Below are 22821 nucleotides of genomic sequence, written 5' to 3'. Positions count from 1 at the left end.
GATCAAAAAGGTTTCAAGATTTCTAAAACGGAAATAGACTCCGATTACGTGCCCCTCATTTCAGTTTCCACATCGAATTGTGCCCCCTCAATTCAAATTTCACTACCTCGCTTTGTGTGTGGGAAGGGAACTAGTAAACCCTTAATTCAAATCAGCCCAGATACCGGATTACGGTACGGCGACTAACACCCATCGCCACAGCGATTTCGTCATGCGTTAGCCCCTTCTCACGCAATGCCATAGCTCTGGCTGGCTTGCCTTTGGTGGTTCCCGGCTTGCGGCCCAAGTAGACTCCATTGGCCTTGGCAGCGTCGATGCCTGCCTTCTGGCGTTCTCTTCTGGTTTCCTGCTCCATTTCGGCGACAGCAAACAACACCGAAGCTATGAGTTTTCCGGTAGCTCCCGCAAAATCTAATTGCTGCGTGACAGAAACAACCCGCAGGCCCTTTTCGCACCAATTGCAAAGGGTGTTGATCCCATCCTGAAGCTTCCTAGAGAGCCTATCGAGCTTCCAAACTACGATTGTGCCAACTTCACCATTGAAGACCGCACCTTGCAGCTTCTCAAAGGCTGGACGCGTCAGGGTGTCGCCTGTCTCTTTGTCAAAAAACCAAAGAACGCTTTCAGGATCAATTGAATTTCCCGAAAGCCATTTAGCAATTTCTCGCTTCTGGCCAGCTTGGTTTTGACCAATTGTCGAGACTCGAATATAGACAGCAATTCTCTTCATTTTCTTCATAGCCAAAACTCCACACGATTGGACAAGTAGAGTATAGGCTACTTGGCACTTGGCTAGCCAGACCCAAAACGCCCAAATCTTCGGGAAAGGCGAAAGGGATTTCGGGCCAAATCCGGGCAGACCCTAAATGGCACTTTCCAAGAAAGAAAGTCAGGCGACGAATAGAAGAGGATAGAGAAAGGGAGCAAGGCCCAAGCCTGAAGGTCTGTAAGCTTCAAGCCGGGCCCGCTCAACCAATCGAGTCGTCCGCAACAGTGCTCTCACTCCCCAAGAGCAGCCATTGCAAGACGACTACCCAAGCCACGCGAACATAGTCAAAATGGGCGAAAATCGCGTTAAAAAGTAGGGTGTCCATTTTTCCGCAGAAGTGGCCATAACTGCTAACGTTTGTGTGTTTTTTTGGGTGGGCAAATTCAGTTATTCAATTTTTGAAGGGCAGCAACTTGGACAATCCCGCTATCGTCGCCGCATGGGCAGCAGCTATTGCAGCGATCCTTGGCCCAATCGTCAGTGTTGCGATGGCCCACGCAATGATTCGCCGAGACGAGCGACGAAAAACTGCTATCGAACTGTTTCAGCGATTGACCATCGATGTCGTTCAATTTGGCAATTCGGTACGACGCTTACTTGCCAAGCGAGAACTAATGAAGAGCAAATACGAAAGGGAGGATCACAATGAACTCATTGAAAACGACTTAGATGAATTCACCAAATTTTTTGGACCTTTGGACCTTTGTGGAGCAACTCTTCGAGCAGATATTTTGACAATCGATCTTTTTTTTGGAGAGCGTGGCAAAAACTGCATCGACGCGATCAAAACTCTTCTAGAAAATTGCAATACGTCCGGACTTGACGAATTAGATGCCTATTACAAGACGAATTTTCGGAAGGACGTGCATGCTGCTTACGATTCAATAAAAGAACTGCACGCGATAGAGAAAAGTGGGAACTATCTGGTTGAATGAGCTCTACCCCTTCATGCCTTCACGTCGTCGCTGATTGAGTTCCCAGCTTTCAATGTCTTGCTCAATTCGAGACTGGGGGGCGTGCTTCAATTTTTCGCCTGTCGCTCTTCCCCGCTGGTTCGCTCGATAGTCGTTCACAAATTCCCTGGCGTCATCAAGCGTCAGATGCGTCAGCAGATTGCAGCTTGCGGTATTGGCAGCTTCGCGGGGGTCGTCGATCCGATCAACTACTCTGCTGGCGACTTCCCAGTTCGCACCATAGTTCAGATTCATCCGTGCGTGCAGCTTTCGCACTGCCTCTTCATGCGTCAGGGCATAAACCCAGACAAATTTTTCGGGGCGGCAACGAAACCGGAAAAACGACTTGAGAGCAGAAGGCAGCAATTGGCGTAGCTCGAAAATTCTGGTTTCGTGCTGGGATATCTCTTGAAGGATCTCTTCACGGGTTTGGGCAACAGTGCTCATGGTTAATTCCTGATTGGTTCCAGTTGTTCGAGAAGGTCTAAGACGGTGCGTTCAACGCTCTGTTTATCAGCCAGTTGTCTGGCTTTTCGATCCCGCAAAAACTCACAAAGCTGGTCGTCTGGCAGCTTGCGAATGAAATCAAGGTGAATCTGGAGATGCACCATTTCTTCCAGAATTTGACGATGGCTCAAAAGCTGGTACTGCTCACGCTCAATTCTCTTGTTCCACATCCGAAAATCGAAAGCAGACGCTGCTTCCTGGTAGCTCACCGCATAAACCGCCATGAGCGAGACAAGCGGCGAACGCGTCATCTTGTAACGCATCAAAAACAGAGATCTCATGCGACTACTCCATATCCAGAGGGGCAATCTCGATGTTGTGAAGCAGGACGACGCTACGCGTCTGGCCATTGGCGAACAACACTTGCAGCACTGATCCGGCTTCCCACTTATGCCCTTCGTCATCTTTTGAGACGATCGAAGTAAGTAACGGGTTTTCGGGATTGAGATGCAGCTTAGGCCCAGACTTTCTAGGCCTCCCACGCGTTTCCCCTGCTGAACCTGACCCCCCAGACTTGCCTTGCGTACGGTTTACCATTTCGGCCCCGTCAGCAACTTGGGCAGCCTTGGCGACTTCCAATCTGGGAAACGCAGAATCTAAGATCGCGTTAGGATCGCTCATGATTGGCTCCCATCCTGGGATTCAAAGTAAACAGCCAAAAGTTCCAAGGTAGAAAGCGTGGGGGTTCCGCCATTTCGCAAGCGATAGACATTGCTGGCAGAGATCCCGCAGGCCTTCGAGACCTTTTGCACGTTGGCTTGAACTAGCTTTCCGTGGACTTGAGCCATCACTTGCTGAAGTTGTTCCGATAGTTTCATGACTACTTTCGGGGGCGAAGGAATGCCGGAAAAATGCCAATAAGGCTGTCATCGTCAGAATTAACAGATTTTGCTATCTCCTCGACTCCAAACGATTGGATATCATATTTTGGTAGCAAAGCAGACGCATCAAACATCGAATTTGGGTCTTCTTGCAATTCAGATGCAAGTCCGTCAGCAATGCCAAGCCCAGATTGAGCAGATTTTGCTACCTCTTCCTTCTCAATTTGACGCTTTATCTCAGCTGGGGCAACTTGCTCTCCGGGAGCATATCCGATGATGCTTCCTGTCGAATTTCGCAGGCAGTAGATTTTGGGACCAGTTGCAGACTTGCTGACGAGCTGTTTGCGGGAAGATGCTTTGAGGGCATCAAAATAGCTTTCACGCAGCTTATTCATCGTCCGGTACCTCTGCGATAAAATCTGGCTTGGCTTCAGGGCCGTACTGGCTTTTGGCAAAATTCATAGCAACTTTGAAAGCGGGACCCAAGCTAGGGGCCATCGTTTCATAAAACTTGACTTCCCCCTCAGGGTTCTGAACTGCAAATCTGAAAATCTTGAAGGGCTTGGTTTCGCTTTGCATTTTCTCTTTGATCTCCAAGGCTCTGGCCATTTCCGTTACCGTCGACTGAAGAAAAACAACTTGGCGTTGCATCACGTCGACGATTTCAAGCAGCGTTTCGGTGACGAATTCAACCTGATCGGCTTTTGAGCAATTCTGTAGAAGCTGGTTTCGTTTCAGAGTGCTGGCCGTTGCATCGCAAAGCCGGTAAAGGTGTGTCATGCGTCCCGATTCGCCAAGCCGGGCCGATGCTTTGTGTGCTGCGTCGTCTGCGTTCATGGCAAGCACGAAAGCACCGACCGGATTTCCCTCTGAAATCGCCGTGATGGCGTAAAGCCCCTTCATGCTTGCTCCTTAAATGTCCGCTTGGATTTCGGCTAGGTCTGCTTTTGTAAGCACGTCTTCGAGTTTCAGTCGTTCACGCTGAATGACAGTAGTGAAATAGGTCCCGAGAACCATTTTTCGCTCACCTTCACCGGCGAGAATGCCCAACGTGAAACCGTTTGCCCCTGAATACTCAAAGACGTTGTCTTGGATTTCAGCGTCAGGCAATCGGGCAGCGAGTTTGCTGCGTGCAGTGCTCTCATCCGCTGCATAGACGTAGCAAGGGGATGGGCGAGTTTGACCGGACGACAGTGCGTAAAGTTGGTAGATATTTTTCAGTGCCATGACTGCCCTCTAGATTGGAAGAATGGATTCAAGGCAACTATTCGGGTCGGCAGACTGGGACCACGAATCGAAAGGTGGCAGCGTCTCATCCCTGATGAATTCGCCATTCGGGATGAAGGAAGCAAGAGAGTGGGCACGCAGAGAGGCAGCCTTGGCGACTTCAAACCGTTGACGCTTGAGAAGGTTCGACGTATCGACAGTTTCAGCGTGAACCGCTTCGACGATTGCGGGAAGATGGGCCCGCAATTGATCTTCAGACAGTGAAGCTAGATCAATCCCAAGCCGCTTGCGGCAAAGCCTAGAGAGAGCGTCAGGCATAGCAATTCCTTACCTTGAGGACAAAACAGCGTTGGTGGCTTCTCAAGGTAAGGTGGTAGACCGGGCGACTATCCAGCCACACAAGAAATAGGCGTAGCCGATCTGCCCATAATTATACTGAGAATGTAAAATATTTGCAATAGAAAAGCACTTGCTATTTTTATGCAAATCGTGTCTTGGATTGCAAGCCGGGACCCAAGAGGACAAAATGGGGTCAAGAAAAGGTCAAAATGGGGACAAGAACCACCGAACCCGTTGACGTAAGCCAAAAAATTAGAAGTAGTTACGGAAAAACCAACACCCGGAATCATAATCCGCGTGTCGGGGGTTCGAATCCCTCCGCCGCTACTTCTAAGCTGTTTCTCAGCTAGGATTTACATCAAAACGGGTGACTTTTGGGTCGCCCGTTTTTTGGGTGGTAGGAAGCCCGCAGGGCTCTCAGTGGGTTATGTCAGCCTTCTTCCACCTGCACGCACTCGGCCGAGTCATTTTTGGGCGAGTTGACTCGCGTGCTGACTTGATCGATCTCAAAATACTCTTCGTCCGCCAGCGGGTGGAGCATCTTTTGCAGGCGTGGTTTGTCGGCGAACTCGGGGTCGAGCCAGAGGTCCCAGTCTTCTTCGGTCAGGATTGCCGGCATGCGGTCGTGGATTTTGCCGGTTTGGTCGTTGGACTCGGTGGTGATGATGGTAAACGAGCGCCAGGGATGGGTTTCGCCTTTGATTTCGCCGGTCCACTCTTCCCACAGGCCGGCCATTGCGAAGGGTTGGTCGTCGGGCTGGTGAAAGTAGTACGGCTGCTTCTTCGCGCCGCTACGGCGCCATTCGTAGTAACCATCGGCGGGGATCAGACAGCGGCGGCGTTTGAACGCGGCGCGGAACGCTGGTTTCTCGGCGACCGTCTCACCGCGTGCGTTGATCATCTTGGCGCCGAGAGACGCTTCTTTCGCCCAACTGGGAATCAGCCCCCAGCGCATCGTCTGCAAGACGCGGCGTTCCTCTTCGATCAACACGACCGGCGCGTGTTGCGTGGGGGCGATGTTGTAACGGGGCTCCCACGTGGCGCTGGAACTCTCGGCTGCAAATTGCTGCAGCACTTGATTGAGTTGGGTTCGCAGAGTGTAACGTCCGCACATTTTTTAACTCGCTGCGGGGTAAGCGTTTGGTTGGCGTCCTGCTCTATCCTGCGCGGCTCGACGCTTGACGGGAAGTGTACGTATGTATACACTCCGTGTCGAGGTCCTGCCCATGATGGAAATGCACCGTGACGCCAAACAAGAGACGATCGCCCATTTGCAGCGGCAGATTCGCCAAAGCGAATATGGGGGGCGCCGCGCCGCCGACATTACATCGACCGGTTCTACGGCGCTGGATGAACTACTTCCCTGCGGCGGCGTACGACGCGGGGGAATGATTGAGTGGATCGGCTGCACCCCCGCGAGCGGTGCAGGGACGTTGGCGTTGATCGCGGCGCGACACGTTTGTGCAAGCAATCAGACGTTCCTGGTGATCGACAGTCGACGGCAGATTTCGCCTGCCGCTTTGGCGAATTTAGGCTTGGATCTGGCCAAAATCTTGATCGTGCGACCCCAAACAAAGCAGGAGGCTTGGTGGGCATGCGAAGAGGCGCTCCGCTGCAAAGCGATCGGCCTGGTGTGGGCCGACATCGAGCAAGCTTCCGCGACGGTGCTGCGGCGACTGCAACTAGCTGCCGAAGAGTCGTGCGGAGTCGGCTTTCTGCTGCGACCTGCGGCAGCGCTGCGGCATTCCGCTTGGGCCGACGCACGCTTGTTGGTCCGCTCGGTCCCCTCCTGCAGCGCATCGCCGCGGTATCAGGTCGAAAGCGTCTACAGCCATGGCAGGGCGCTGCGCAACAACGTTGTCGTTCAAATCGATCGATTCGCGGGGACGACTCATGAGTTTACTAGCAGCCGCCAAGCGAGTCTTATGTCTCTGGTTTCCTGATTGGCCGATTCAACGCCTGACCATCTCCCAGCCAGAGCTGGCCGCGGCGATGTTCGTCTTGTCGACCGAAACCAAGCAGGGCGAACTGGTTCGTTACTGCAATCGCACCGCACGCAGTCGCGGCGTGCGCAGCGGCATGCCGATCTCCGAAGTGCGCTCGCTGGCGCGACCGCGCGATCTGCTGCAGAGCGAGCCGTGGAGAGCCGAAGACGACAAGCTGGCGCTGCAGCAAATTGCGCTGCGCTGCGAGCGATTTAGTTTTTGTATTGGGCTCGAAGATGCTGAGCCGCCAGAGTGCTTGCTTCTCGACGTAACCGGCATTGCTCACTTTTTTGGGGACGAACAAACGCTGGCCGAGCAGTTAGGCCAGTCGTTGGCCAAGCGGCGGCTTGACGGGCGAATCGCCGTGGCCGATACGGTCGGAATCGCCTGGGCAGGCGCTCACTTCCTGGCGCATGCGGGCCAACCAGCGGTGATCGCCAGCGGGAAGCGGTTAGAAGTGCTGCCGATCGAGGCGCTTCGTTTGCCGGAGGCGACGCTTCACAAGCTGCATCGGCTGGGCGTAACGACGATCGGGCAAGTCCTGGCCCTCGATCGCGCGTCACTCGCGAAACGCTGCGGGAAGTCGCTGCTGATGCGACTCGATCAATGGAGCGGCCAACTGCCGGAAATGATCACTCCCTGCCGCCCATTGCCAAAGTTTCAAGTCGACCAGCGTCTGGAAGAGGGGATCACGCAGCCAGCGCCGCTTGAGCAACTGTGGCAATTGCTGCTCAAGCGGCTATTGGGATTGCTGACGCCGCGGCGGCTGGGGGTCCGGCAGTTGCTTTGCCTGGTCAACATGGAAAACCGACAGACGTGGGAGACCTCGCTGCGGCTTTGCGAAGCGGTGGCAGACGAGCGGCGGCTGGGCGAACTGTTGCGACTGAAGCTAGAGAAGCTGCGTCTGACGGCGCCGCTGGTTCGCATGACGTTGGATGCGAGCGAGGTAGCGCCCCTCTCCGCAGCGCAGCAAGATTGGTTGGCGGGGCGCTCGCAAGACGAGGCGCGGCAGTTGGCGAAGTTGGTCGATCGACTCAGCTGTCGGCTGGGCGATCAGGCGATCGGCGTGGCGCAGTTGTCGCCGGAGGCGACGCCTGAGCATGCGGTTCGCCTGCATGCGGCGAACGAGACGAGCGCCGTCTCCTTCACCTCTCACCTGCGCTGTTTTCAGGCGCTCGATCGTCCGACGGCGTTGTTTCCTCAGCCGCGGCCGATAGAAGTAATCGCCGTGACGCCGGATGGCCCCCCTGTCGTTTTCTTTTGGAAGCAAACGCGCTCAGAGATCGTCGCTTGCTGGGGACCAGAACGAATCGAATCACGGTGGTGGCGTCAAGCGTTTGTGCGCCGAGATTACTACTGGATCGAAACGAGCGCCGGCGAGCGGCTCTGGATCTTTCGGCGGCTGCAAGATGCGTGCTGGTTCTGGCATGGGGAGCTGCTTTAAGAAAATGCGTTACGCCGAACTTTACTGCCGTACGAACTTTTCTTTTTTGGAAGCGGCGTCGCATCCCGAAGAGTTGGTTGCGCGTGCGCAAGAGCTGGACTACGCCGCGCTGGCGATTACTGACTTCAGCAGCCTGGCCGGCGTCGTACGGGCCAACACCGCTGCTAAAGAATGCGGTCTGAAGATTTTGATCGGCGTCGAGATCACGCCGACCGACGGTTGGCCCGTGGTCCTGTGGGCGAAGAATCGTGCTGGCTACGCGAATCTCTGTCGGTTAATCACGACCGGGCGGCGGCGAGCGCCGAAAGGCGAGTGCCAGCTGACGGTCGCGGACATCGCCGCCCACGCCGCACATCTGCTCTGCGGCGTTGTGTCGCCGGCTAACAGCGAGCAGTTTTCGCCGCAGGGCGTAGGCCGTTATCGAGAGATCTTTGGCGCCGGGGGCTATCTACTGGCGCAACTGCAGCGGGGGCCGCATGATCACGATCGGGTCGATTGCTTGCAGACGTTATCGCAACAAACGCGTCTGCCGTTGGTCGCCGCCGGCGGCGTGTTGTTTCATACGCCAAAGCGAAAGCCGTTGCATGACGTGTTGACGGCGATCCGTCATCACACGACCGTCGCGCAAGCGGGCCCGTACCTGCAAACCAACGCCGAGCGGCATCTGCGTGAGCGTGACGTGATTGCTCGATTATTCGCCGGACTGCCGCACGCGGTGGAACGAACCGTCGAGATCGCCGATCAATGCACATTTTCGTTAGACGAACTGCGGTATGAATACCCCGAAGAGCTGGCCCCGCCGGGGATGACGCCGATCGAGTATCTGCGGCAGCTCACCTGGCAAGGCGCAGCGATGCGTTACCCCGGCGAGTTGCCGACCAAGATTCGTGAACTGTTGCAACATGAATTGACGCTGATCGAGGAACTGCGATACGAGCCTTATTTTCTCACGGTGTGGGATCTGGTCCGCTTCGCTCGCACCAGAGATATCTTGTGTCAGGGGCGCGGCTCTGCGGCCAACTCGGCGGTCTGCTATTGTCTGGGAGTGACGGCGGTTGATCCAGGCCGGGTCAACGTGTTGTTCGAGCGGTTCATCAGCCGCGAACGGGACGAAGCGCCCGATATTGACGTTGATTTTGAGCATGAGCGCCGCGAAGAGGTTTTGCAGTATCTGTACGAAAAGTATGGCCGCGAGCGGGCCGGCATGACCGCGGTGACAATCACCTATCGTCCTCGCTCGGCGATTCGCGACGTCGGCAAAGCGCTGGGGCTGTCGCTCGACCTGGTCGATCGTCTGGCGAAGAACGCCGATCATTACCGCGCGCCGACCGACTTTCAGGTTCGTTGTCGAGAAGCAGGGCTCGATGGCCGCAGCAGCGTCGGCAGGCAATTTCTTTATCTGGTGCAGCAGTTGATCGGGTTTCCGCGGCACTTATCGCAGCATACCGGCGGCATGGTGATTACTCGGGGGCCGCTGCACGATCTGGTTCCGATCGAGAACGCCGCGATGCCGGGACGGACCGTGGTCGAATGGAACAAAGATGATCTCGACGATCTGGGGATCTTGAAGGTCGATTGCCTGGCGCTGGGCATGCTGACGGCGATTCGTAAATGCTTTGCGCTGATCGAACAAACGACGGGTCAGCTGCATACGCTCGCCAGCATTCCGGAAGGGGACGAGCAGGTTTACGAGATGATCTGTCAGGCCGACACGATCGGCGTGTTTCAGATCGAGTCGCGAGCGCAGATGTCGATGCTGCCGCGGCTTCAGCCGCGTTGCTATTACGACCTGGTGATTGAAGTCGCGATCGTCCGGCCAGGGCCGATCCAGGGGGACATGGTTCATCCCTATCTGCGGCGCCGGAGCGGTGAAGAGGAAGCGACCTATCCTAACGACGCGATTCAAGGAGTGCTCGAAAAGACGTTGGGCGTTCCGCTGTTTCAAGAGCAGTGCATGCAGTTGGCGATCGTCGCCGCCGGCTTCACGCCGGGCGAAGCGGATCAGTTGCGCCGCGCGATGGGCGCTTGGCGACGTCCCGGCGTGATCGATCAGTTTCGGATCAAGCTGCTTGAGGGGATGCAGCGAAATGGTCTGAGCGGCGATTTCGCCGAGCGAGTCTTTCTGCAGATCCGCGGCTTTGGCGAGTATGGCTTTCCAGAGTCGCATGCCGCTAGCTTTGCGTTGTTGGTCTATGTCAGCGCATGGCTCAAATGTCATTACCCGGCCGAATTTGCGGCGGCGATCATCAACAGCCAACCGATGGGTTTCTACGCGCCGGCGCAGTTGATTCAAGACGCGCGAAAACATGATGTCGCGATCCGGCCGATCGAAGTTAATAACAGCGATTGGGACTGCACGATCGAAACAGGTGCGCTGCGGTTGGGCTTGCGGATGATCGGCGGACTGCAACAAGCGGCGGCGCAGGCGATCATGACGGCTCGTCGCGATGGTCGGTTTCACTCGCTGAGCGACTTCGCCAAGCGAACCGCTCTGCCGCAATCGCAGATCTTGCCGTTGGCTGAAGCCGACGCGCTGTCCAGCATGAACCCGACGCGCCGTGACGCGCTCTGGAACGTGCTGGGAGTCGATGCGCCCACGCGGCAGAAGACGCTGTTTGACGACCTGGAGCCAGACGCTGAGCCGCCGGTTTGGTTGCCGGCGATGCTGCCAGAGGAAGAAGTCCATGCCGACTATCGAACGACAGGGCTCTCGCTACGCGCTCATCCGCTGTCGTTTCATCGCGAGCGTCTAACCATGCTGGGCGTAACGTCAGCCGCCGCGCTGGCTGCGATCGCCAACAATGCAGCGGTCAAGGTCGCTGGCATCGTCTTGTTGCGACAGCGACCGAGCACAGCCAAGGGAATTACTTTTGTCACCCTGGAAGACGAAACCGGCGTCGCGAATCTCGTGATTCATCAGGCGACCTGGGATCGCTTTCGCCAGATCACCCGGCATTCGCAGGCCTGGATTGTACACGGCAAAGTGGAAGCGAAAGATCGCGTGATCCACGTGCTGGTCCGACGTGTGGAAGACATGTCAGCGCGACTGACCGCGCTGCAGGTGAAATCTCGCGATTTTCGCTAAGCCGACTTAGTCCGCTTCGACCCAGCTTTTCGCTTTGTCGAGTTCGGTGTGATCAAAATATTGAATTTTGGCCATCGTAAACGGCTTGCAGAATGTCGCCATTCCTTGTTCCCATTTCGACTCGCCGACGATCGCCAGGCGCTCGATATCCCTCCAATGCTTCATGTCAAACTTGATGTCATCCCACAGCGCGCCAGCGGTCCAGCCGTGGAAGTCGTGCATTTCAAACAAGATCCGCAGCTTGCCATGCTCTTGGACCAGTTGATCGACCTTGGGGGTAAATATGGCGTACGACTCTTTGGTTAGCTTGCCGGTCACTTTGACGTGCAGCAGCTTTCCGCTGGAAATGACTTCTAAAGAGTTGTTCATTCGACGGTCTCCTTGACTCGGAATGTTTCGCAGATGGAATCGCGACTATCCTCTTTTTAAGCTGCGGACGCGTAAGTGGGAAGCTGGGAGCACCAAAAGGGAGCCCCTAGGCGATCGATCTCAATTCCGCATCCGCTCAACGGCGAACAACAGCGCCATCGCTCCGCCCCGTTCGTCGCGGGCAAGAATCGCAGTCCGATCGAAGTAGGCTTGCAGCGACTTCATTTTTCCGGTGCCGGTACAGACATCGAAGAGGACGCCGTCGGCGCCGCAGCGTTTGGAAACGGCGGACCAGGCTTGATCGACGCTCGATTGAAAACGCTCGGCGTCGAGCCAGCTGCGGTCTATCCCGCGCTGGAGCGTGAAGCCGATCATGCAGGTCGCCGTCATTTCGCGATAGGCGGATGGCTCGTCGATGACCTGGCGCCACATCCCGGTAGGGTCTTGATGGGGGAGCAGCGCTTCAGCATGGCGTTGTAGATTTTTGAGCAGCGCTTGTTTGAGCTGCGTCGCTCGTTCACGTAGCGACTTTTCTTTGGATTCGTCGTGCTCGATCGCTTCGAGATCGGTGATCGCCAGCGCTAGTCCCAGCATCGGAAACCCATTGCCGCGACCCCAAGCCGCTTCGCAGAGTGGAGAATGCCGGTAGAGACCATCGCTGCGGAGACAGAGCTTTTGCATGAACTGCAGTTGCCGCTGCGCCATGTCGAGATATTTTTCTTCCCCGGTTAGGCGCCCGGCGGATGTAAGTATCGGACAGGCCATAAAGACGGCGTCGCTCATTTCACTGTGGCCCGGCATCGCCGACAGCGGCTGGCCTTGCGAATCAAACGCCTGGTCGGCGACGCGGCGGACCAACTCGATCGCTCGGGGGTCGCCGGTTTGCTCGGCCCACGCCGCGAAGACCAGATGGCCAGCATTGGCGCTGCCGTTGACTCCCTTTTGCTTAGAGTCTTTGGGAGCGGACGACTTTTGCAGCCAGGGCTCGACAACCTTCTCGATCTCCACCGCTACGCTTGAATCGTCCAACTGCGCCGCCAGATCGAGACGGGCCATAACGGCGAGCGCCGGTTGATACATGATGTTCTTCAAATCATGACCGTAAACGGCCGCTAATTGTTCGGCACATTTCGCCGGCGTGCGCCGCAGGCGTTGTTGCAACTCTGCCCGCAATGGAGAGACGCCTAACTTTTCGGGAAGTGGAGTCGGTTGCCAAGCGAACGTAATCTGCTGCTGCGGTTGCGCGGCGGCGGGGCCCGTATTTTCCGAAATTCGGACCAGCGCTGAGGGGACGGTTCCGATGGGCGCCGCCGGCTGAACGGCGACCGCTTTCCAGAGCATCGAAGCGTCGTTCAAGTCGACATCCTCCGGCGTGCATTCGACGACCAGATCGGGCCCTAGCCAACCGATCGCGCGCCAAATGGTCGCCGCCATTCGTTCCCGCGGCGTGTTATAAGCGGAACCTGAGGGCGGATACTTCTGCCCTGGTCCGCCGTAGACCATCACGCAACGTACATCCTCGCCAAATGTCTGACGCAGCGTCTCATGCATTCGCAGCGCATGTTGGCCGCTGGGATCTTCGTCGGCGGCTTCGTCGAAAACGACAAACGCCAGCGCACCTTTGCCAAGCGGATCGAGCGCACGGGAGTCGATCCAAGCGATCACGCTCTTCCCGGCATCGTCACGCCCCAGCGTCAAAGAGGTCGCTCCCGGCCAGAGTGCGAGCTCGGACTTGGAGGCCGTCGACTGGGGCTCTTCGGCCTGCGCGACCGGCACGGCGAACATGAGAAAGCATCCCGTCAAGAGAACTGCGATGCGAGCCATTAATTTCCGACCTGTTTGCGTAACGAACTGTGAGCCGATACCGATCGATTATAGCAGAGGCGTCGCGTCATGCTGGTCGGGCCACCCGGTCACTGTATGGGGCCGACTATGGTCGATCAACGTGTCGGTAGAGAAACGCGTCCGACGTGAGGAGCGAGGTCAGCAATGCGTTCATGCTCCCTTCACTCTCTTCGTAAGCTCGGTAGGCGTCTTGCAGAACCGGCGCATCGTTGATCGTCTCGTTGCGGCCGATCCAGAAACGGAACGCGTGACGGACGAAGACCTGCTTGACGCGTTCGCTTTCGGCCAGTTTGCGGATCATGTCGAGCGCGTTGTCGACCGGGCCGTCCAAGCTCGGCTCGCCGCTGTCAATGATCTCGCCGGTCGCATCGACCGGCTTGTCGTGGTCTTGGGTGCGATAGAGTCCGATATGATTGAACATCTCAAACGGCAGGCCCAACGGATCCATCTTTTGATGGCACTTCCAGCAATATTCTTCACGCGTGACCCGCATTCGATGGCGGAGCGTTTCGCGCGGTTCAACCGGCAGCATCGCGTTCACCGTGATCGGCACATCGGGAACCGCTCCGCCGAGCAACCGTTCGCGAATCCAACGTCCCCGCAATATCGCGTGGTTGTCCATCGCGTCTGAATGCGAGACCAGCCAGCTCGGGTGCGTGAGGATTCCCATGCGTTGTTCGGCAGGGAGCGTCGTCAACGATCTTTCGGTTTTCACCGGCGTGATAACTTGCGCGATCCGCACATGGATTGGGTCGCCCGGCGGAAGCTGGGCGGCGCGAATCGTATTGGGAAGAGCAGGGGCCTTCTTCTTGGGGGCGGTCGCAGGCGCTTTTTCGATGGTCTTGGATCGAGACTTGGCTTTGCCGACAAACTCGCCAAAGTACCGTTTATCTTGATTGGCGTCATAAACGACGCGATCGGTCGTCAACAGTTCGTAAAGGACCTGTTTGTCCTCTTGAAGAATCAATTCGATCAAGCGATCGGTGTTGGCCGTCATGCCGAACATCGTCCGGTAGTAGGCTTGCGCTTTGTTGTCGCCCCCTGCGGTGATCAAAGCTCGGGTGTCTTTGCAGATGTAGCCGGCGCGGTCGTAGTCAAAATACTCGCGAAAGAACTGCAGCACGCGCGGTTTGCGAATCGTGTCGTCTTGCAGGATCCGCTCGACCTCGCGCTCGACATCCTCGCGGGTCTGCAACCGCCCCTCTTTCACGGCTTGCGTGAGAGACTTGTCCGGAGCGATGTAGCAAAACGCTGCGTTCACCGCTAACGCTAATTCATGACCCTGCAGCATCACGCGGCCATACTGGTCGGGCGTTCCCTCTTCGGCGAGTTCTGGCCGGAAGAGCGCGTCGCGATCCAGGAAAATGGGAGTCAGCCCCAGGATCGCGCCTTCTTCTTTGCCGAGATCGGCGATGGACTGACGCGCCAAATCAACATAGGTCGCCGTTTCCTGCTCGGTAGGTGGTCGCAACGTCAGCGACTCGAACAGGTAGTTGACCGCCGCCGTTAGTTTCTCGTCCGAGACGCCTGGTTCGTGCATCAGGTCATAGACCGGCGTCAGGGGACGCTTGACCGACTTGCCGTAGAACAAGCTTTGGCTCAATCCACGCAAACTTTCGTGCTTGTACTTTCGATCGATCTGGCTGACTTTGTCGGCAAACTGATACGGCTCGGCATTGGGGCCGTAGGCCATGAAGTGGAGGATGTCCTCGGCGTTGCCGGCGATCTGAACGGCTTCGGCGCCGTTGACCGAGTAGAGGATCGGATAGTTTCGCAGTCCATGATGATCGTCGGTGCTTAGCATCGGCGGAAAGCCGGTGATCGCGGCGGCGTATGCGGCCGTTCCGCCGACCCAGCCGATGACGCGGTCGAGCCCGTAGTAGACTTTGATTTCACCATCTTCATTCGGACCGATCTGGTCGCCGCGGGTCCGCAATCCAGGGCGCTGCGGATTGAAGTCAGGCTCTCGATTGATCAGTTCATTCAACCGCGTGAGATGTTCCTGGGGATGAATTCGCCAAATCCGCGCCGGTGTCGAGGTTGGTTCTAATCCAGCCGGCAGGGGGCCAAACAACAGTTCATGATCCAGGTGATTTCCCTTGGCCGGAACCAAGTGGGTTTGAAATCCCCCTTGGTCTTGGAGGGCGCGCTCGAGATTACTGGTGATCCAGTTCGAGAGCTGCAGCCGCTCCATTACGCTCGGTTGATTGCTCTCGTACGTCGGCGGCATTTGTTTGAGCGCGACTTGCTCCCAAACGGTTTGCCACAGCTGAGCGTTATCGGCTTCGACCGAAGTGAGTTCATGCAGCGCCAGATCGGCTTCTGGCGTATCCGCGCCATGGCAGTCGATGCAATACTTTTGCACGAAGGTTTGGGCGAACGATGGCGAGTGGATCGCATCCTCTGCATGAACGGCCGCAATCATCGCGGTCCAGATCAGCCAACAAGCGAGCCGCGCCAAGGTCTTGGTCATGTTTTTACCGTCTGTCTCAGAGTCTCTGCGTGGCCCGACATTCCGCGGTTTTAGGCGAACAGTTCTTCGATCGGGCCGACCTTCGGATCGAGCGTCCGAGCGGCGCTGTCATCCATGTTAAATCGATCGCGAGGCGCGGCGATCGCATGCAACAGCGTTGTGTAAAGCGCATTGATGGGGCGCTTGCCGTCGAGCTGCGTAAACTGACCCGTCTTCAATCGTCCGCCGCAATTCCCTAGCAGAATAAAGGGCCAGTTAGCCCCGCCGGTGTGCTGCTTATCGGCATTATTGCTGGTGTACACGATCAACGTGTTGTCCATCATCGTGCCGTTCCCTTCGGGCATCGCTTCTAGCGATTCCATCAGCTTGACCAGCATCTGACAGTTGTATTGCCGAATCTTGATCCAGATCGGATTGTCGGGCTGCTCCATGTGTCCCAGATTGTGACCTGCTTCGACAACGCCCAGCCCTTTCCAAGAGCCAAAGATTTCTCCGCGGCCAGAGCCGATGGTCAGGGTATTCGTTAGACCGGCCTGCAGCGCCGCGATGCCGATATCGAGCAGGGAATCGTGCCAGTCGGTTTCGAACTTCGGTTTCAGAAATTTGTCGCCGTAGACCGGTGCGAATTTCTGCAGATGATCCGATACTTCGCCCAACCGCTGACGCAGGCCGTTCATCTCGCGAAAGCCATCGACATAGCTGCGATAAAGATCTCGATCACGTTCCGGCAGCGTCTTGCCGCCGTTGCTCGCGAGTCGTTCGACTTGACGGAGCACTTTTGACCGGGCTTCAAACCGGCGCTTCACGTCGCCGGTTGCGATGCCGCCGAAGAGCATCTGGTAGAGATCGTTCGGGTTCGAGTGCATGAAGATCGGTTGGCCGGCGCCGGTCGCCGAGAGGGTCGCCAACGTAGGTCGCGACACCATGTTCTCGAGCGCGTCCATGCCGATACAAAGATGCGGCAGGATGGTTTCGGGCAGGCGTTGGCTGACGACATGATCGATCGTCTCGGCCGACGCCGCCACGCCGATCCCGCCGCGATAACCACCAAGCGCGCCAAAATAGGCGCTGTGAGACGGGCTCGTGTGTCGACCATGCAGGCCGTTGATAATGTGGATCTTGTGCTTGTGCGGTTCGAGAGGGCTGATCGGTTCGGGCAGCGTCACATCGGCCAGCGAGGCGCTGCTCTTTAGGCCGGCAGGGACGCAAGTCGCCGGATCAAAACCTTGGTTTTGCAGAAAGAAGATAATTCGCTTCGGCGAGCTTTGGGGGGCCGCGGCTGCTTTCGCAATATTCAGCGAAAGAGACGAGCAAAATGCGGCGCCAGCGCCCATGGCCGCGCTTTGCAGCAAATTTCTGCGATTAAGCATAGAACAATTCCCTGGTGGGGAGATGTGAAGTGAGTAGCCGCGAACAAGCAGACAGGGTGCAACAGTTGGCAGGAATGAGCAATGCAGCGGTAGGTTGTGGTCAAACGCAGGATAGCGGGGGCAAAATAGGCGAATTGATCGTGGTTCTCTGGGGAAACGAAGACTCGTTTGGCGTGCAGAACGGCCCTGGAAAACAGAGACGATCGAAGCAGGCGATTTATTGCCGTGTAGTTGGAAAATAACGGGAACGGGGTCAGGTCGCAAGTTTCTTTTCTGAAGCAGTCGTGGGTGGTTGACCGCGGCTTCGCTTAGCGTGGGTAGCTCATTTTCGGGGTGACTCCCGCGGCGCTCGTCACTATACTTAGGGTCTCGCCGCCATTCCTCCCGATCTTCTGCCGCCGTCTTCCCCCTAATATCCCGCCCGGGTAAACGCAGGTGATTATGATGTCTCGTGGAATCGTCGCAGCGCTGCTGTTCGTTCTGTCCGGGACCTGCGCAGCCCAGGCCGAGCCTCATTTCGAATCGGATGTCCGCGGGATCTTCAAAAAGCATTGCTTTCATTGTCACGGCGAAGAAGAGCATCCCGAAGGGGGTCTCGACTTGCGCCTGGTTCGCTGGATGCTGACCGGGGGCGACTCTGGCGCCGCGATTATCGCCGGGCAGCCGGCCGACAGTTTGCTTTATCAACGGCTCGAGTCGCACGAGATGCCGCCCGACGAAAGTAAACAGATTTCGCCAGCCGAGTTGGCGGTGGTGAAGCAGTGGATTGCGGCCGGCGCCAAAACGGCGCGACCTGAGCCTACGACGCTTGGCGACGAGTATCTGATCACCGCAGAAGAGCGAGCGCACTGGTCCTTTCAGCCTATTCAACGGCCGGCAGTTCCGGCGGTTCAACATGCCGAAGATGTCGCCAATCCGATCGACGCATTTTTGCTGACCAAGTTGGAGCAGCATGGGCATCGCTTCAGTCCGCAAGCGACGCCTGAAAAGCTGGTGCGACGATTGACGTTGGATCTGCACGGGCTTTCTCCCGAAACCAAGTTGGTCGCCGAGTTTCAAGCAAGCGGCGGCGAAGCGGATTGGAGCAAGCTGGTCGACAAACTGCTCGCATCTTCGCATTACGGAGAGCGGTGGGGACGGCATTGGTTGGACGTCGCCGGCTACGCCGATAGCGAAGGGTATAGCGACATCGACGCCGAACGCCCGCACGCTTGGCGTTATCGCGACTATGTGATTCGTGCGTTTAACGACAACAAGCCGTTCGATCGATTCATTGCTGAGCAATTGGCCGGCGACGAATTGATCACGTCGCCGCTGAATGATCTTTCGCCTGACGATGTCGAGCTGCTCTCGGCGACCGGCTTCCTGCGCATGGCGCCTGACGGAACCGGCGGCGCCGTTGACGACGTGAATATGGCGCGGAACGACACGATCGCCGATACGGTGCACATCGTCTCTTCCTCGTTGATGGCGATGACGCTCTCCTGTGCTCAGTGCCATGACCATCGTTACGATCCCATTTCACACGCCGACTATTTTCGCTTTCGCGCGATCTTTGAGCCGGCGCTCGACTGGCAAAAATGGAAGCGACCCAACCAACGGCTTGTTTCGTTGAACACGGAAGCCGATCGTAAGGCCGCCGCAAAGATCGAGGCCGAAGCCAAGTTGATCGACGCCGCCGTCGCCGAAAAGCGAGCCGAGTTCATTCAGGCGACGTTCGACGAACAGTTGGCCAAGGTTCCGGCCGAGTTGCACGAACTGGCCAGAGCCGCGCATGCCGCCGCCGCCGCCAAGCGAACGACGGAGCAAAAAGCGATCTTCCAAAAGTATCCCCATCTCAACGTCACCGCAGGTTCCCTTTATCTCTACAACCGGAAAGCTGCCGACGAGCTGAAGAAGATGGGGGAAGAAGCGGCCAAGGTTCGCGCCGCCAAGCCGAAACAACAGTATGTTCGCGCGTTGACCGAAGTGCCGGGCCAGGTTCCTACGACGCGGCTCTTTTATCGCGGCGACTATGCTCAGCCGAAGCAGGAGTTGCAGCCTGCCGGACTGACGGTCGTCCGAGAATCGGCCGGGCTCGCCGAGATTCCGGCTCAATCTTCCCACTTGCCGACAACCGGCCGACGCTTGGCGCTGGCCGAATATCTGACCGATGCGAAGCACCCGCTGACCGCCCGGGCGATTGTGAATCGAGTTTGGATGCATCACTTTGGCGTTGGTTTGGTGACGACGCCCAACGATTTTGGCGTCTTGGGAGAACTGCCGACCCATCCCGAACTGCTCGATTGGTTGGCCGCCGAATTTATCGAAAGCGGTTGGGACATGAAACATTTGCATCGGCTCATTCTCTCGTCGAACGCTTGGCGACAGCAGGTTCGTAACAATCCCGCGTTGCAAGAGCTGGACCCTGACAATCATTGGTACGGCGGAGCTCGCTTGCGTCGCTTAGAGGCCGAGGTGATTCGGGATAGTCTGTTAGCGATTTCGGGAGAGTTAAATCCCCAGCAGTTCGGGCCGCCGGTTCCGGTCATGCCCGACACGGTGGGCCGGATCGTTGTTGGTAAGGAAAACCTGAACGCTGGGCGACCAGGCGCCGTCATCGACATGCAGGGAGAGGATCTCCGCCGCAGCATCTACGTTCAAGTTCGCCGCAGTCGTCCCCTTAGCTTGATGGAGACCTTCGACCAGCCGACGATGAGTCCCAATTGCGATCAACGTCGCCCTTCGACCAACGCGACGCAATCGTTGCTGATGTTGAACAGCGAACAACTGATTCACCGTTCCCGCAAAATTGCGACCCGCCTGATTCAAGAACGGCCCGACGATCAACAGCAGCAGCTCGAACTTGCCTGGCGATTGATTTACTGCCGACCTATGGCGGCGGCGGAGCTTGCCGACGCCCAGGCGTTCATCCAGCAACTGGTTGAGAGTCTCGCATCGCAGCCCGCCTACCAGCCGCAGGGTGACAAGCCGGCGGCAAAATCGGCGGAGGAGGAGGCGCTGGCCGTCTTGTGTCAGGTATTGCTTAGTTCCAACGAATTTCTGTACGTGCAGTAGGAAGAACGAATCGCATGAATTCTCCACTCGACCACGCGACGGGAAGTCGTCGGCACTTTCTCGCGACCAGCGCGATGAGCGTCAGTTCGCTGGCCTTCGCTTGGTTTCAGCAGCAGGAAGCGCTAGCGGCGGAGCAGGCCAAGCCGGCGATCGAGCCGCAGGTATTTGACACCGCGCCCAAGGTTCCGCCTTCGCCGCCTAAAGCGAAAGCGATGATTTCGTTATGGATGCAAGGGGGGCCGAGCCATCATGACCTGTTCGATCCAAAGCCCGAGATGGCGAAGTACGATGGTCAGGTTTTCCCCGGTGAGCTGAAACAAGACAACGCCGCCCAGGCAAGCTCGAAAGTCTTCGCCTCTCCGTTCAAATTCAGTCCTAGCGGTCAGTGCGGCATGGAGCTGTCCGAGTTGCTGCCGCACACGCAACAAGTGGCCGACGACATCTGTCTGATTCGCTCGATGAAGACCGGCGTCAACAATCATGGCCAATCGATTCGCGCCCTGCAAAGCGGCCGGATCTCGGCCGGACGACCGACGCTCGGCAGTTGGTTGACCTACGCACTGGGAAGCGAGGCCGACAATTTGCCGGCGTTCGTCGCATTGATTGATCCCGGTCAACTGCCGGTCTTGGGGGTCGAAAATTGGTCGAACGGTTGGTTGCCGTCAATCTATCAAGGCACGGTCGTTCGTCCGAGCGAGCCGCGGATTCTCGACCTGACGCCGCCGGCGCATCTGAAGGGGAAGACGCAGTCGCAAGCGATTGAGTTTCTGCAGAAATTGAATGCCCAGCATCTAGAGCAGTTCTCCGACGTTTCCGACCTGCAGGCCCGGATGGCTAGTTACGAACTGGCCGCCAAAATGCAAATGGCCGCTACCGACGCTTTGGATCTCTCGCAAGAGACCGCAGCGACTAAGAAGATGTACGGCATCGATCAAAAGGAGACCGCGGATTACGGCAGTCGTTGTCTGATTGCGCGGCGTTTGATTGAGCGCGGCGTTCGTTTTGTGCAGGTCTATACGGCCAATCAACTTTGGGACAGTCACGGCAGCATCATCTCGCGTCTGCCGTTGGCATGTCAGAAGGTCGACAAGCCATCGGCGGCGCTGGTCGCCGATCTAAAGCAGCGGGGGCTGCTCGATTCGACGGTGGTTCACTGGGGTGGCGAAATGGGGCGCCTGCCGGTCGTTCAAAACGACGCCGGCCGCGCCAAAGCGGGCCGTGACCACAACACGCATGGCTTTAGCATGTGGGTCGCCGGCGGCGGTTTTCGCCCAGGTCACGTCCACGGCAAGACCGACGAGTGGGGGCACAAAGCGATCGAAGGGGTCGTCAATCACTTTGACTACCACGCGACGCTCCTCCATCTGCTCGGGCTCGATCACGAGACGATGAGCTTCCGTCGCGGTGACCGAGAGCAGACCATCACCGACGGTCAGCCGGCGCAAGTCATTCGCGAATTGCTGGCGTAACCGCCGCGGCTATTCCTGATCCGGCAGTTGGGCGTTGTGATAGACGTTTTGCACGTCCTCGCAGTCGTGCAGCAGGTCCATGAACTTCTCGAACATTTTCGCGTCGTCCTCGCTCAGTTCGGTGCGCGATTGGGGGACGTAGGCGATCTCCTGAACTTCAAAATCAATATCGGGCAACGTTTCTTGCAGCGCCTGCTTGGTTTTGAAATAGTCGCTCGCGGCGGCGAAAACCGTCAGCTGGCCATCCTCTTCTTCCACGTCCTCGACGTTGACGTCCGCTTCTAGCATCGCTTCCAAAATCTGATCTTGCCCCTCGCCTTTGAAGGAGAAGATCGCCAAGTGATCAAATAAATGACCCACCGAACCGGCGTTCCCCAGCTTCGAGCCGGTTTTGGTAAAGCAATTTCGGACGTCGGTAATCGTGCGGTTGGCGTTGTCCGTCAGACATTCGACAATCACCGAACAGCCCCCGGGCCCGTACCCTTCGTACCGCGATTCCGAATAGTCCTCGCCGCCGGCGCCTTTGGCTTTTTCGATCGCTTTATCGATCACGTGAGCCGGGACCTGCTCGCGTTTGGCCTTTTCCATCATGTTTTTCAGCGACCCGTTCAACTCGGGGTCGGGCACGCCGTTCTTGGCGGCCACATAGATCATTTTCCCGTATTTGGAATAGAGTTTGGTCTTCTGAGCCGCCGTCTTGGCGATAGAGTGCTTCCGGTTCTCGAAACTTCGTCCCATGAGCGTGATCTACGGATTCTTTACGGGGATAGTTGCATGGAAAAGCCAAACTAGCAGGATAAACAAGTTCGCCGCTGCGAGCAATTACGACGCGCCCCCCACGGTAGGTCTGGCGTCGGCCTGACAAACCGGACCGGACTGCATCATTTTTTCGATCCAACCAGTCGAACCAATCCAACACTAGCCAGCGTGCGCAATCCGAGGGAAAACGGTCGCCATTCCTAACAACAAAGGCCCAATTGCCCCCCTAGTCACCTTACGCTCCCACGAAAGCAGCTTCCTCCCCCCACCTCCTTCACTTTCACAGACGCGATAGATCGGATTGGACCGGACCGCTGCGCATTTTTTTGGAGCCCGTCGATCCGAGCAT

The 22821-nt window shown here is 57.1% G+C and carries 21 protein-coding genes; 6 read left to right on the top strand and 15 right to left on the bottom strand.

Annotation, left to right across the window (positions count from 1 at the left end):
• Positions 1-151: 151 nt before the first annotated feature.
• Positions 152-739, bottom strand: a complete 588-nt coding sequence (locus DSM3645_RS18155; RefSeq protein WP_002653737.1) for a recombinase family protein — start codon at positions 737-739, stop codon at positions 152-154.
• Positions 740-1182: 443 nt separating this feature from the next.
• Here DSM3645_RS18155 and DSM3645_RS30270 point away from each other — a divergent pair, with 443 nt between their 5' ends.
• The gene (locus DSM3645_RS30270; RefSeq protein ID WP_131282690.1) at positions 1183-1704 is read left to right on the top strand and encodes a hypothetical protein; all 522 of its coding nucleotides are present in this window, start codon (positions 1183-1185) and stop codon (positions 1702-1704) included.
• A gap of 3 nt (positions 1705-1707) precedes the next feature.
• Here DSM3645_RS30270 and DSM3645_RS18140 read toward each other — a convergent pair whose 3' ends face one another.
• From DSM3645_RS18140 to DSM3645_RS18100, 9 genes are all read right to left on the bottom strand, one after another.
• A complete protein-coding gene (locus tag DSM3645_RS18140; protein WP_002653734.1) occupies positions 1708-2169 on the bottom strand; it encodes a hypothetical protein in 462 nt (153 codons plus the stop codon).
• Positions 2170-2171: 2 nt separating this feature from the next.
• A complete protein-coding gene (locus DSM3645_RS18135; RefSeq protein ID WP_002653733.1) occupies positions 2172-2510 on the bottom strand; it encodes a hypothetical protein in 339 nt (112 codons plus the stop codon).
• Positions 2511-2514: 4 nt separating this feature from the next.
• Positions 2515-2850 carry a hypothetical protein gene (locus DSM3645_RS18130; RefSeq protein WP_002653732.1) on the bottom strand — a complete coding sequence of 112 codons (336 nt, stop codon included), beginning with the start codon at positions 2848-2850 and terminating at the stop codon, positions 2515-2517.
• Positions 2847-3047: a helix-turn-helix domain-containing protein gene (locus DSM3645_RS18125; RefSeq protein WP_002653731.1), complete on the bottom strand. Its 201-nt coding sequence runs from the start codon at positions 3045-3047 to the stop codon at positions 2847-2849. The genes DSM3645_RS18130 and DSM3645_RS18125 overlap by 4 nt, the downstream gene beginning before the upstream one ends.
• A 2-nt stretch (positions 3048-3049) precedes the next feature.
• Positions 3050-3445 carry a hypothetical protein gene (locus DSM3645_RS18120; RefSeq protein WP_002653730.1) on the bottom strand — a complete coding sequence of 132 codons (396 nt, stop codon included), beginning with the start codon at positions 3443-3445 and terminating at the stop codon, positions 3050-3052.
• Positions 3438-3953 (bottom strand): hypothetical protein, encoded by a 516-nt coding sequence (locus tag DSM3645_RS18115; RefSeq protein WP_002653729.1) that lies wholly within the window; start codon positions 3951-3953, stop codon positions 3438-3440. Before DSM3645_RS18115 ends, DSM3645_RS18120 begins: the two co-directional genes overlap by 8 nt.
• 9 nt (positions 3954-3962) lie before the next feature.
• Positions 3963-4277 (bottom strand): hypothetical protein, encoded by a 315-nt coding sequence (locus DSM3645_RS18110; RefSeq protein ID WP_002653728.1) that lies wholly within the window; start codon positions 4275-4277, stop codon positions 3963-3965.
• Positions 4278-4286: 9 nt separating this feature from the next.
• A complete protein-coding gene (locus DSM3645_RS18105; RefSeq protein ID WP_002653727.1) occupies positions 4287-4595 on the bottom strand; it encodes a hypothetical protein in 309 nt (102 codons plus the stop codon).
• 451 nt (positions 4596-5046) lie between these two features.
• Positions 5047-5730 (bottom strand): SOS response-associated peptidase, encoded by a 684-nt coding sequence (locus DSM3645_RS18100; protein WP_002653726.1) that lies wholly within the window; start codon positions 5728-5730, stop codon positions 5047-5049.
• Positions 5731-5812: 82 nt separating this feature from the next.
• On the opposite strand from DSM3645_RS18100, the gene DSM3645_RS18095 reads away from it, so the two are divergent.
• Genes DSM3645_RS18095 through DSM3645_RS18085 form a run of 3 tightly spaced genes read left to right on the top strand, consistent with a single transcriptional unit; the run spans position 5813 to position 11130 of the window.
• Positions 5813-6559: an ImuA family protein gene (locus tag DSM3645_RS18095; RefSeq protein ID WP_081444884.1), complete on the top strand. Its 747-nt coding sequence runs from the start codon at positions 5813-5815 to the stop codon at positions 6557-6559.
• Entirely contained in the window at positions 6510-8045 is a 1536-nt protein-coding gene (locus DSM3645_RS18090; protein WP_002653724.1) for a Y-family DNA polymerase, read from the top strand. The genes DSM3645_RS18095 and DSM3645_RS18090 overlap by 50 nt, the downstream gene beginning before the upstream one ends.
• Complete coding sequence (locus tag DSM3645_RS18085) at positions 8011-11130, top strand: error-prone DNA polymerase (protein WP_237564852.1); 3120 nt, start codon at positions 8011-8013, stop codon at positions 11128-11130. Before DSM3645_RS18090 ends, DSM3645_RS18085 begins: the two co-directional genes overlap by 35 nt.
• Before the next feature lie 6 nt (positions 11131-11136).
• Here DSM3645_RS18085 and DSM3645_RS18080 read toward each other — a convergent pair whose 3' ends face one another.
• The 4 genes from DSM3645_RS18080 to DSM3645_RS18065 form a co-directional block, all read right to left on the bottom strand.
• The gene (locus DSM3645_RS18080; RefSeq protein WP_002653722.1) at positions 11137-11499 is read right to left on the bottom strand and encodes a SpoIIAA family protein; all 363 of its coding nucleotides are present in this window, start codon (positions 11497-11499) and stop codon (positions 11137-11139) included.
• Between the two features lie 120 nt (positions 11500-11619).
• On the bottom strand, positions 11620-13323 hold the full coding sequence (locus DSM3645_RS18075; protein ID WP_040351951.1) for a glycoside hydrolase family 88 protein: 1704 nt from the start codon (positions 13321-13323) through the stop codon (positions 11620-11622).
• 106 nt (positions 13324-13429) lie between these two features.
• Positions 13430-15817, bottom strand: a complete 2388-nt coding sequence (locus tag DSM3645_RS18070; RefSeq protein ID WP_002653720.1) for a DUF1588 domain-containing protein — start codon at positions 15815-15817, stop codon at positions 13430-13432.
• 50 nt (positions 15818-15867) lie between these two features.
• The gene (locus DSM3645_RS18065) at positions 15868-17187 is read right to left on the bottom strand and encodes a DUF1552 domain-containing protein (protein WP_002653719.1); all 1320 of its coding nucleotides are present in this window, start codon (positions 17185-17187) and stop codon (positions 15868-15870) included.
• Positions 17188-17631: 444 nt separating this feature from the next.
• On the opposite strand from DSM3645_RS18065, the gene DSM3645_RS18060 reads away from it, so the two are divergent.
• Together DSM3645_RS18060 and DSM3645_RS18055 are read left to right on the top strand one after the other, a co-directional pair.
• On the top strand, positions 17632-20244 hold the full coding sequence (locus tag DSM3645_RS18060) for a PSD1 and planctomycete cytochrome C domain-containing protein (RefSeq protein ID WP_237564851.1): 2613 nt from the start codon (positions 17632-17634) through the stop codon (positions 20242-20244).
• Positions 20245-20258: 14 nt separating this feature from the next.
• Positions 20259-21713: a DUF1501 domain-containing protein gene (locus DSM3645_RS18055; RefSeq protein WP_002653716.1), complete on the top strand. Its 1455-nt coding sequence runs from the start codon at positions 20259-20261 to the stop codon at positions 21711-21713.
• Positions 21714-21722: 9 nt separating this feature from the next.
• On the opposite strand, the gene DSM3645_RS18050 is transcribed toward DSM3645_RS18055, so the two are convergent.
• Entirely contained in the window at positions 21723-22451 is a 729-nt protein-coding gene (locus DSM3645_RS18050; RefSeq protein WP_002653715.1) for a YebC/PmpR family DNA-binding transcriptional regulator, read from the bottom strand.
• Positions 22452-22821: the final 370 nt, after the last annotated feature.

Origin of the sequence: Blastopirellula marina DSM 3645 (assembly GCF_000153105.1) — a bacterium.
GTDB classification, from domain to species: Bacteria; Planctomycetota; Planctomycetia; order Pirellulales; family Pirellulaceae; genus Blastopirellula; species Blastopirellula marina.
Note: the sequence above shows the minus strand (reverse complement) of the source record. Positions and strands in the feature narration are given on the sequence as shown.

Excerpts from the sequence above, each read along its gene's own strand:
- DSM3645_RS18135 (WP_002653733.1), bottom strand. The coding sequence starts at position 2,510 with ATGAGATCTCTGTTTTTGATGCGTTACAAGATGACGCGTTCGCCGCTT.
- DSM3645_RS18070 (WP_002653720.1), bottom strand. The coding sequence starts at position 15,817 with ATGACCAAGACCTTGGCGCGGCTCGCTTGTTGGCTGATCTGGACCGCG.
- DSM3645_RS18140 (WP_002653734.1), bottom strand. The coding sequence starts at position 2,169 with ATGAGCACTGTTGCCCAAACCCGTGAAGAGATCCTTCAAGAGATATCC.
- DSM3645_RS18055 (WP_002653716.1), top strand. The coding sequence starts at position 20,259 with ATGAATTCTCCACTCGACCACGCGACGGGAAGTCGTCGGCACTTTCTC.
- DSM3645_RS18080 (WP_002653722.1), bottom strand. The coding sequence starts at position 11,499 with ATGAACAACTCTTTAGAAGTCATTTCCAGCGGAAAGCTGCTGCACGTC.
- DSM3645_RS18065 (WP_002653719.1), bottom strand. The coding sequence starts at position 17,187 with ATGCTTAATCGCAGAAATTTGCTGCAAAGCGCGGCCATGGGCGCTGGC.
- DSM3645_RS18130 (WP_002653732.1), bottom strand. The coding sequence starts at position 2,850 with ATGAGCGATCCTAACGCGATCTTAGATTCTGCGTTTCCCAGATTGGAA.
- DSM3645_RS18110 (WP_002653728.1), bottom strand. The coding sequence starts at position 4,277 with ATGGCACTGAAAAATATCTACCAACTTTACGCACTGTCGTCCGGTCAA.
- DSM3645_RS18155 (WP_002653737.1), bottom strand. The coding sequence starts at position 739 with ATGAAGAAAATGAAGAGAATTGCTGTCTATATTCGAGTCTCGACAATT.
- DSM3645_RS18120 (WP_002653730.1), bottom strand. The coding sequence starts at position 3,445 with ATGAATAAGCTGCGTGAAAGCTATTTTGATGCCCTCAAAGCATCTTCC.
- DSM3645_RS18060 (WP_237564851.1), top strand. The coding sequence starts at position 17,632 with ATGTCTCGTGGAATCGTCGCAGCGCTGCTGTTCGTTCTGTCCGGGACC.
- DSM3645_RS18050 (WP_002653715.1), bottom strand. The coding sequence starts at position 22,451 with ATGGGACGAAGTTTCGAGAACCGGAAGCACTCTATCGCCAAGACGGCG.
- DSM3645_RS18095 (WP_081444884.1), top strand. The coding sequence starts at position 5,813 with ATGTATACACTCCGTGTCGAGGTCCTGCCCATGATGGAAATGCACCGT.
- DSM3645_RS18105 (WP_002653727.1), bottom strand. The coding sequence starts at position 4,595 with ATGCCTGACGCTCTCTCTAGGCTTTGCCGCAAGCGGCTTGGGATTGAT.
- DSM3645_RS18115 (WP_002653729.1), bottom strand. The coding sequence starts at position 3,953 with ATGAAGGGGCTTTACGCCATCACGGCGATTTCAGAGGGAAATCCGGTC.
- DSM3645_RS18100 (WP_002653726.1), bottom strand. The coding sequence starts at position 5,730 with ATGTGCGGACGTTACACTCTGCGAACCCAACTCAATCAAGTGCTGCAG.
- DSM3645_RS18125 (WP_002653731.1), bottom strand. The coding sequence starts at position 3,047 with ATGAAACTATCGGAACAACTTCAGCAAGTGATGGCTCAAGTCCACGGA.
- DSM3645_RS18085 (WP_237564852.1), top strand. The coding sequence starts at position 8,011 with ATGCGTGCTGGTTCTGGCATGGGGAGCTGCTTTAAGAAAATGCGTTAC.
- DSM3645_RS18090 (WP_002653724.1), top strand. The coding sequence starts at position 6,510 with ATGAGTTTACTAGCAGCCGCCAAGCGAGTCTTATGTCTCTGGTTTCCT.
- DSM3645_RS18075 (WP_040351951.1), bottom strand. The coding sequence starts at position 13,323 with ATGGCTCGCATCGCAGTTCTCTTGACGGGATGCTTTCTCATGTTCGCC.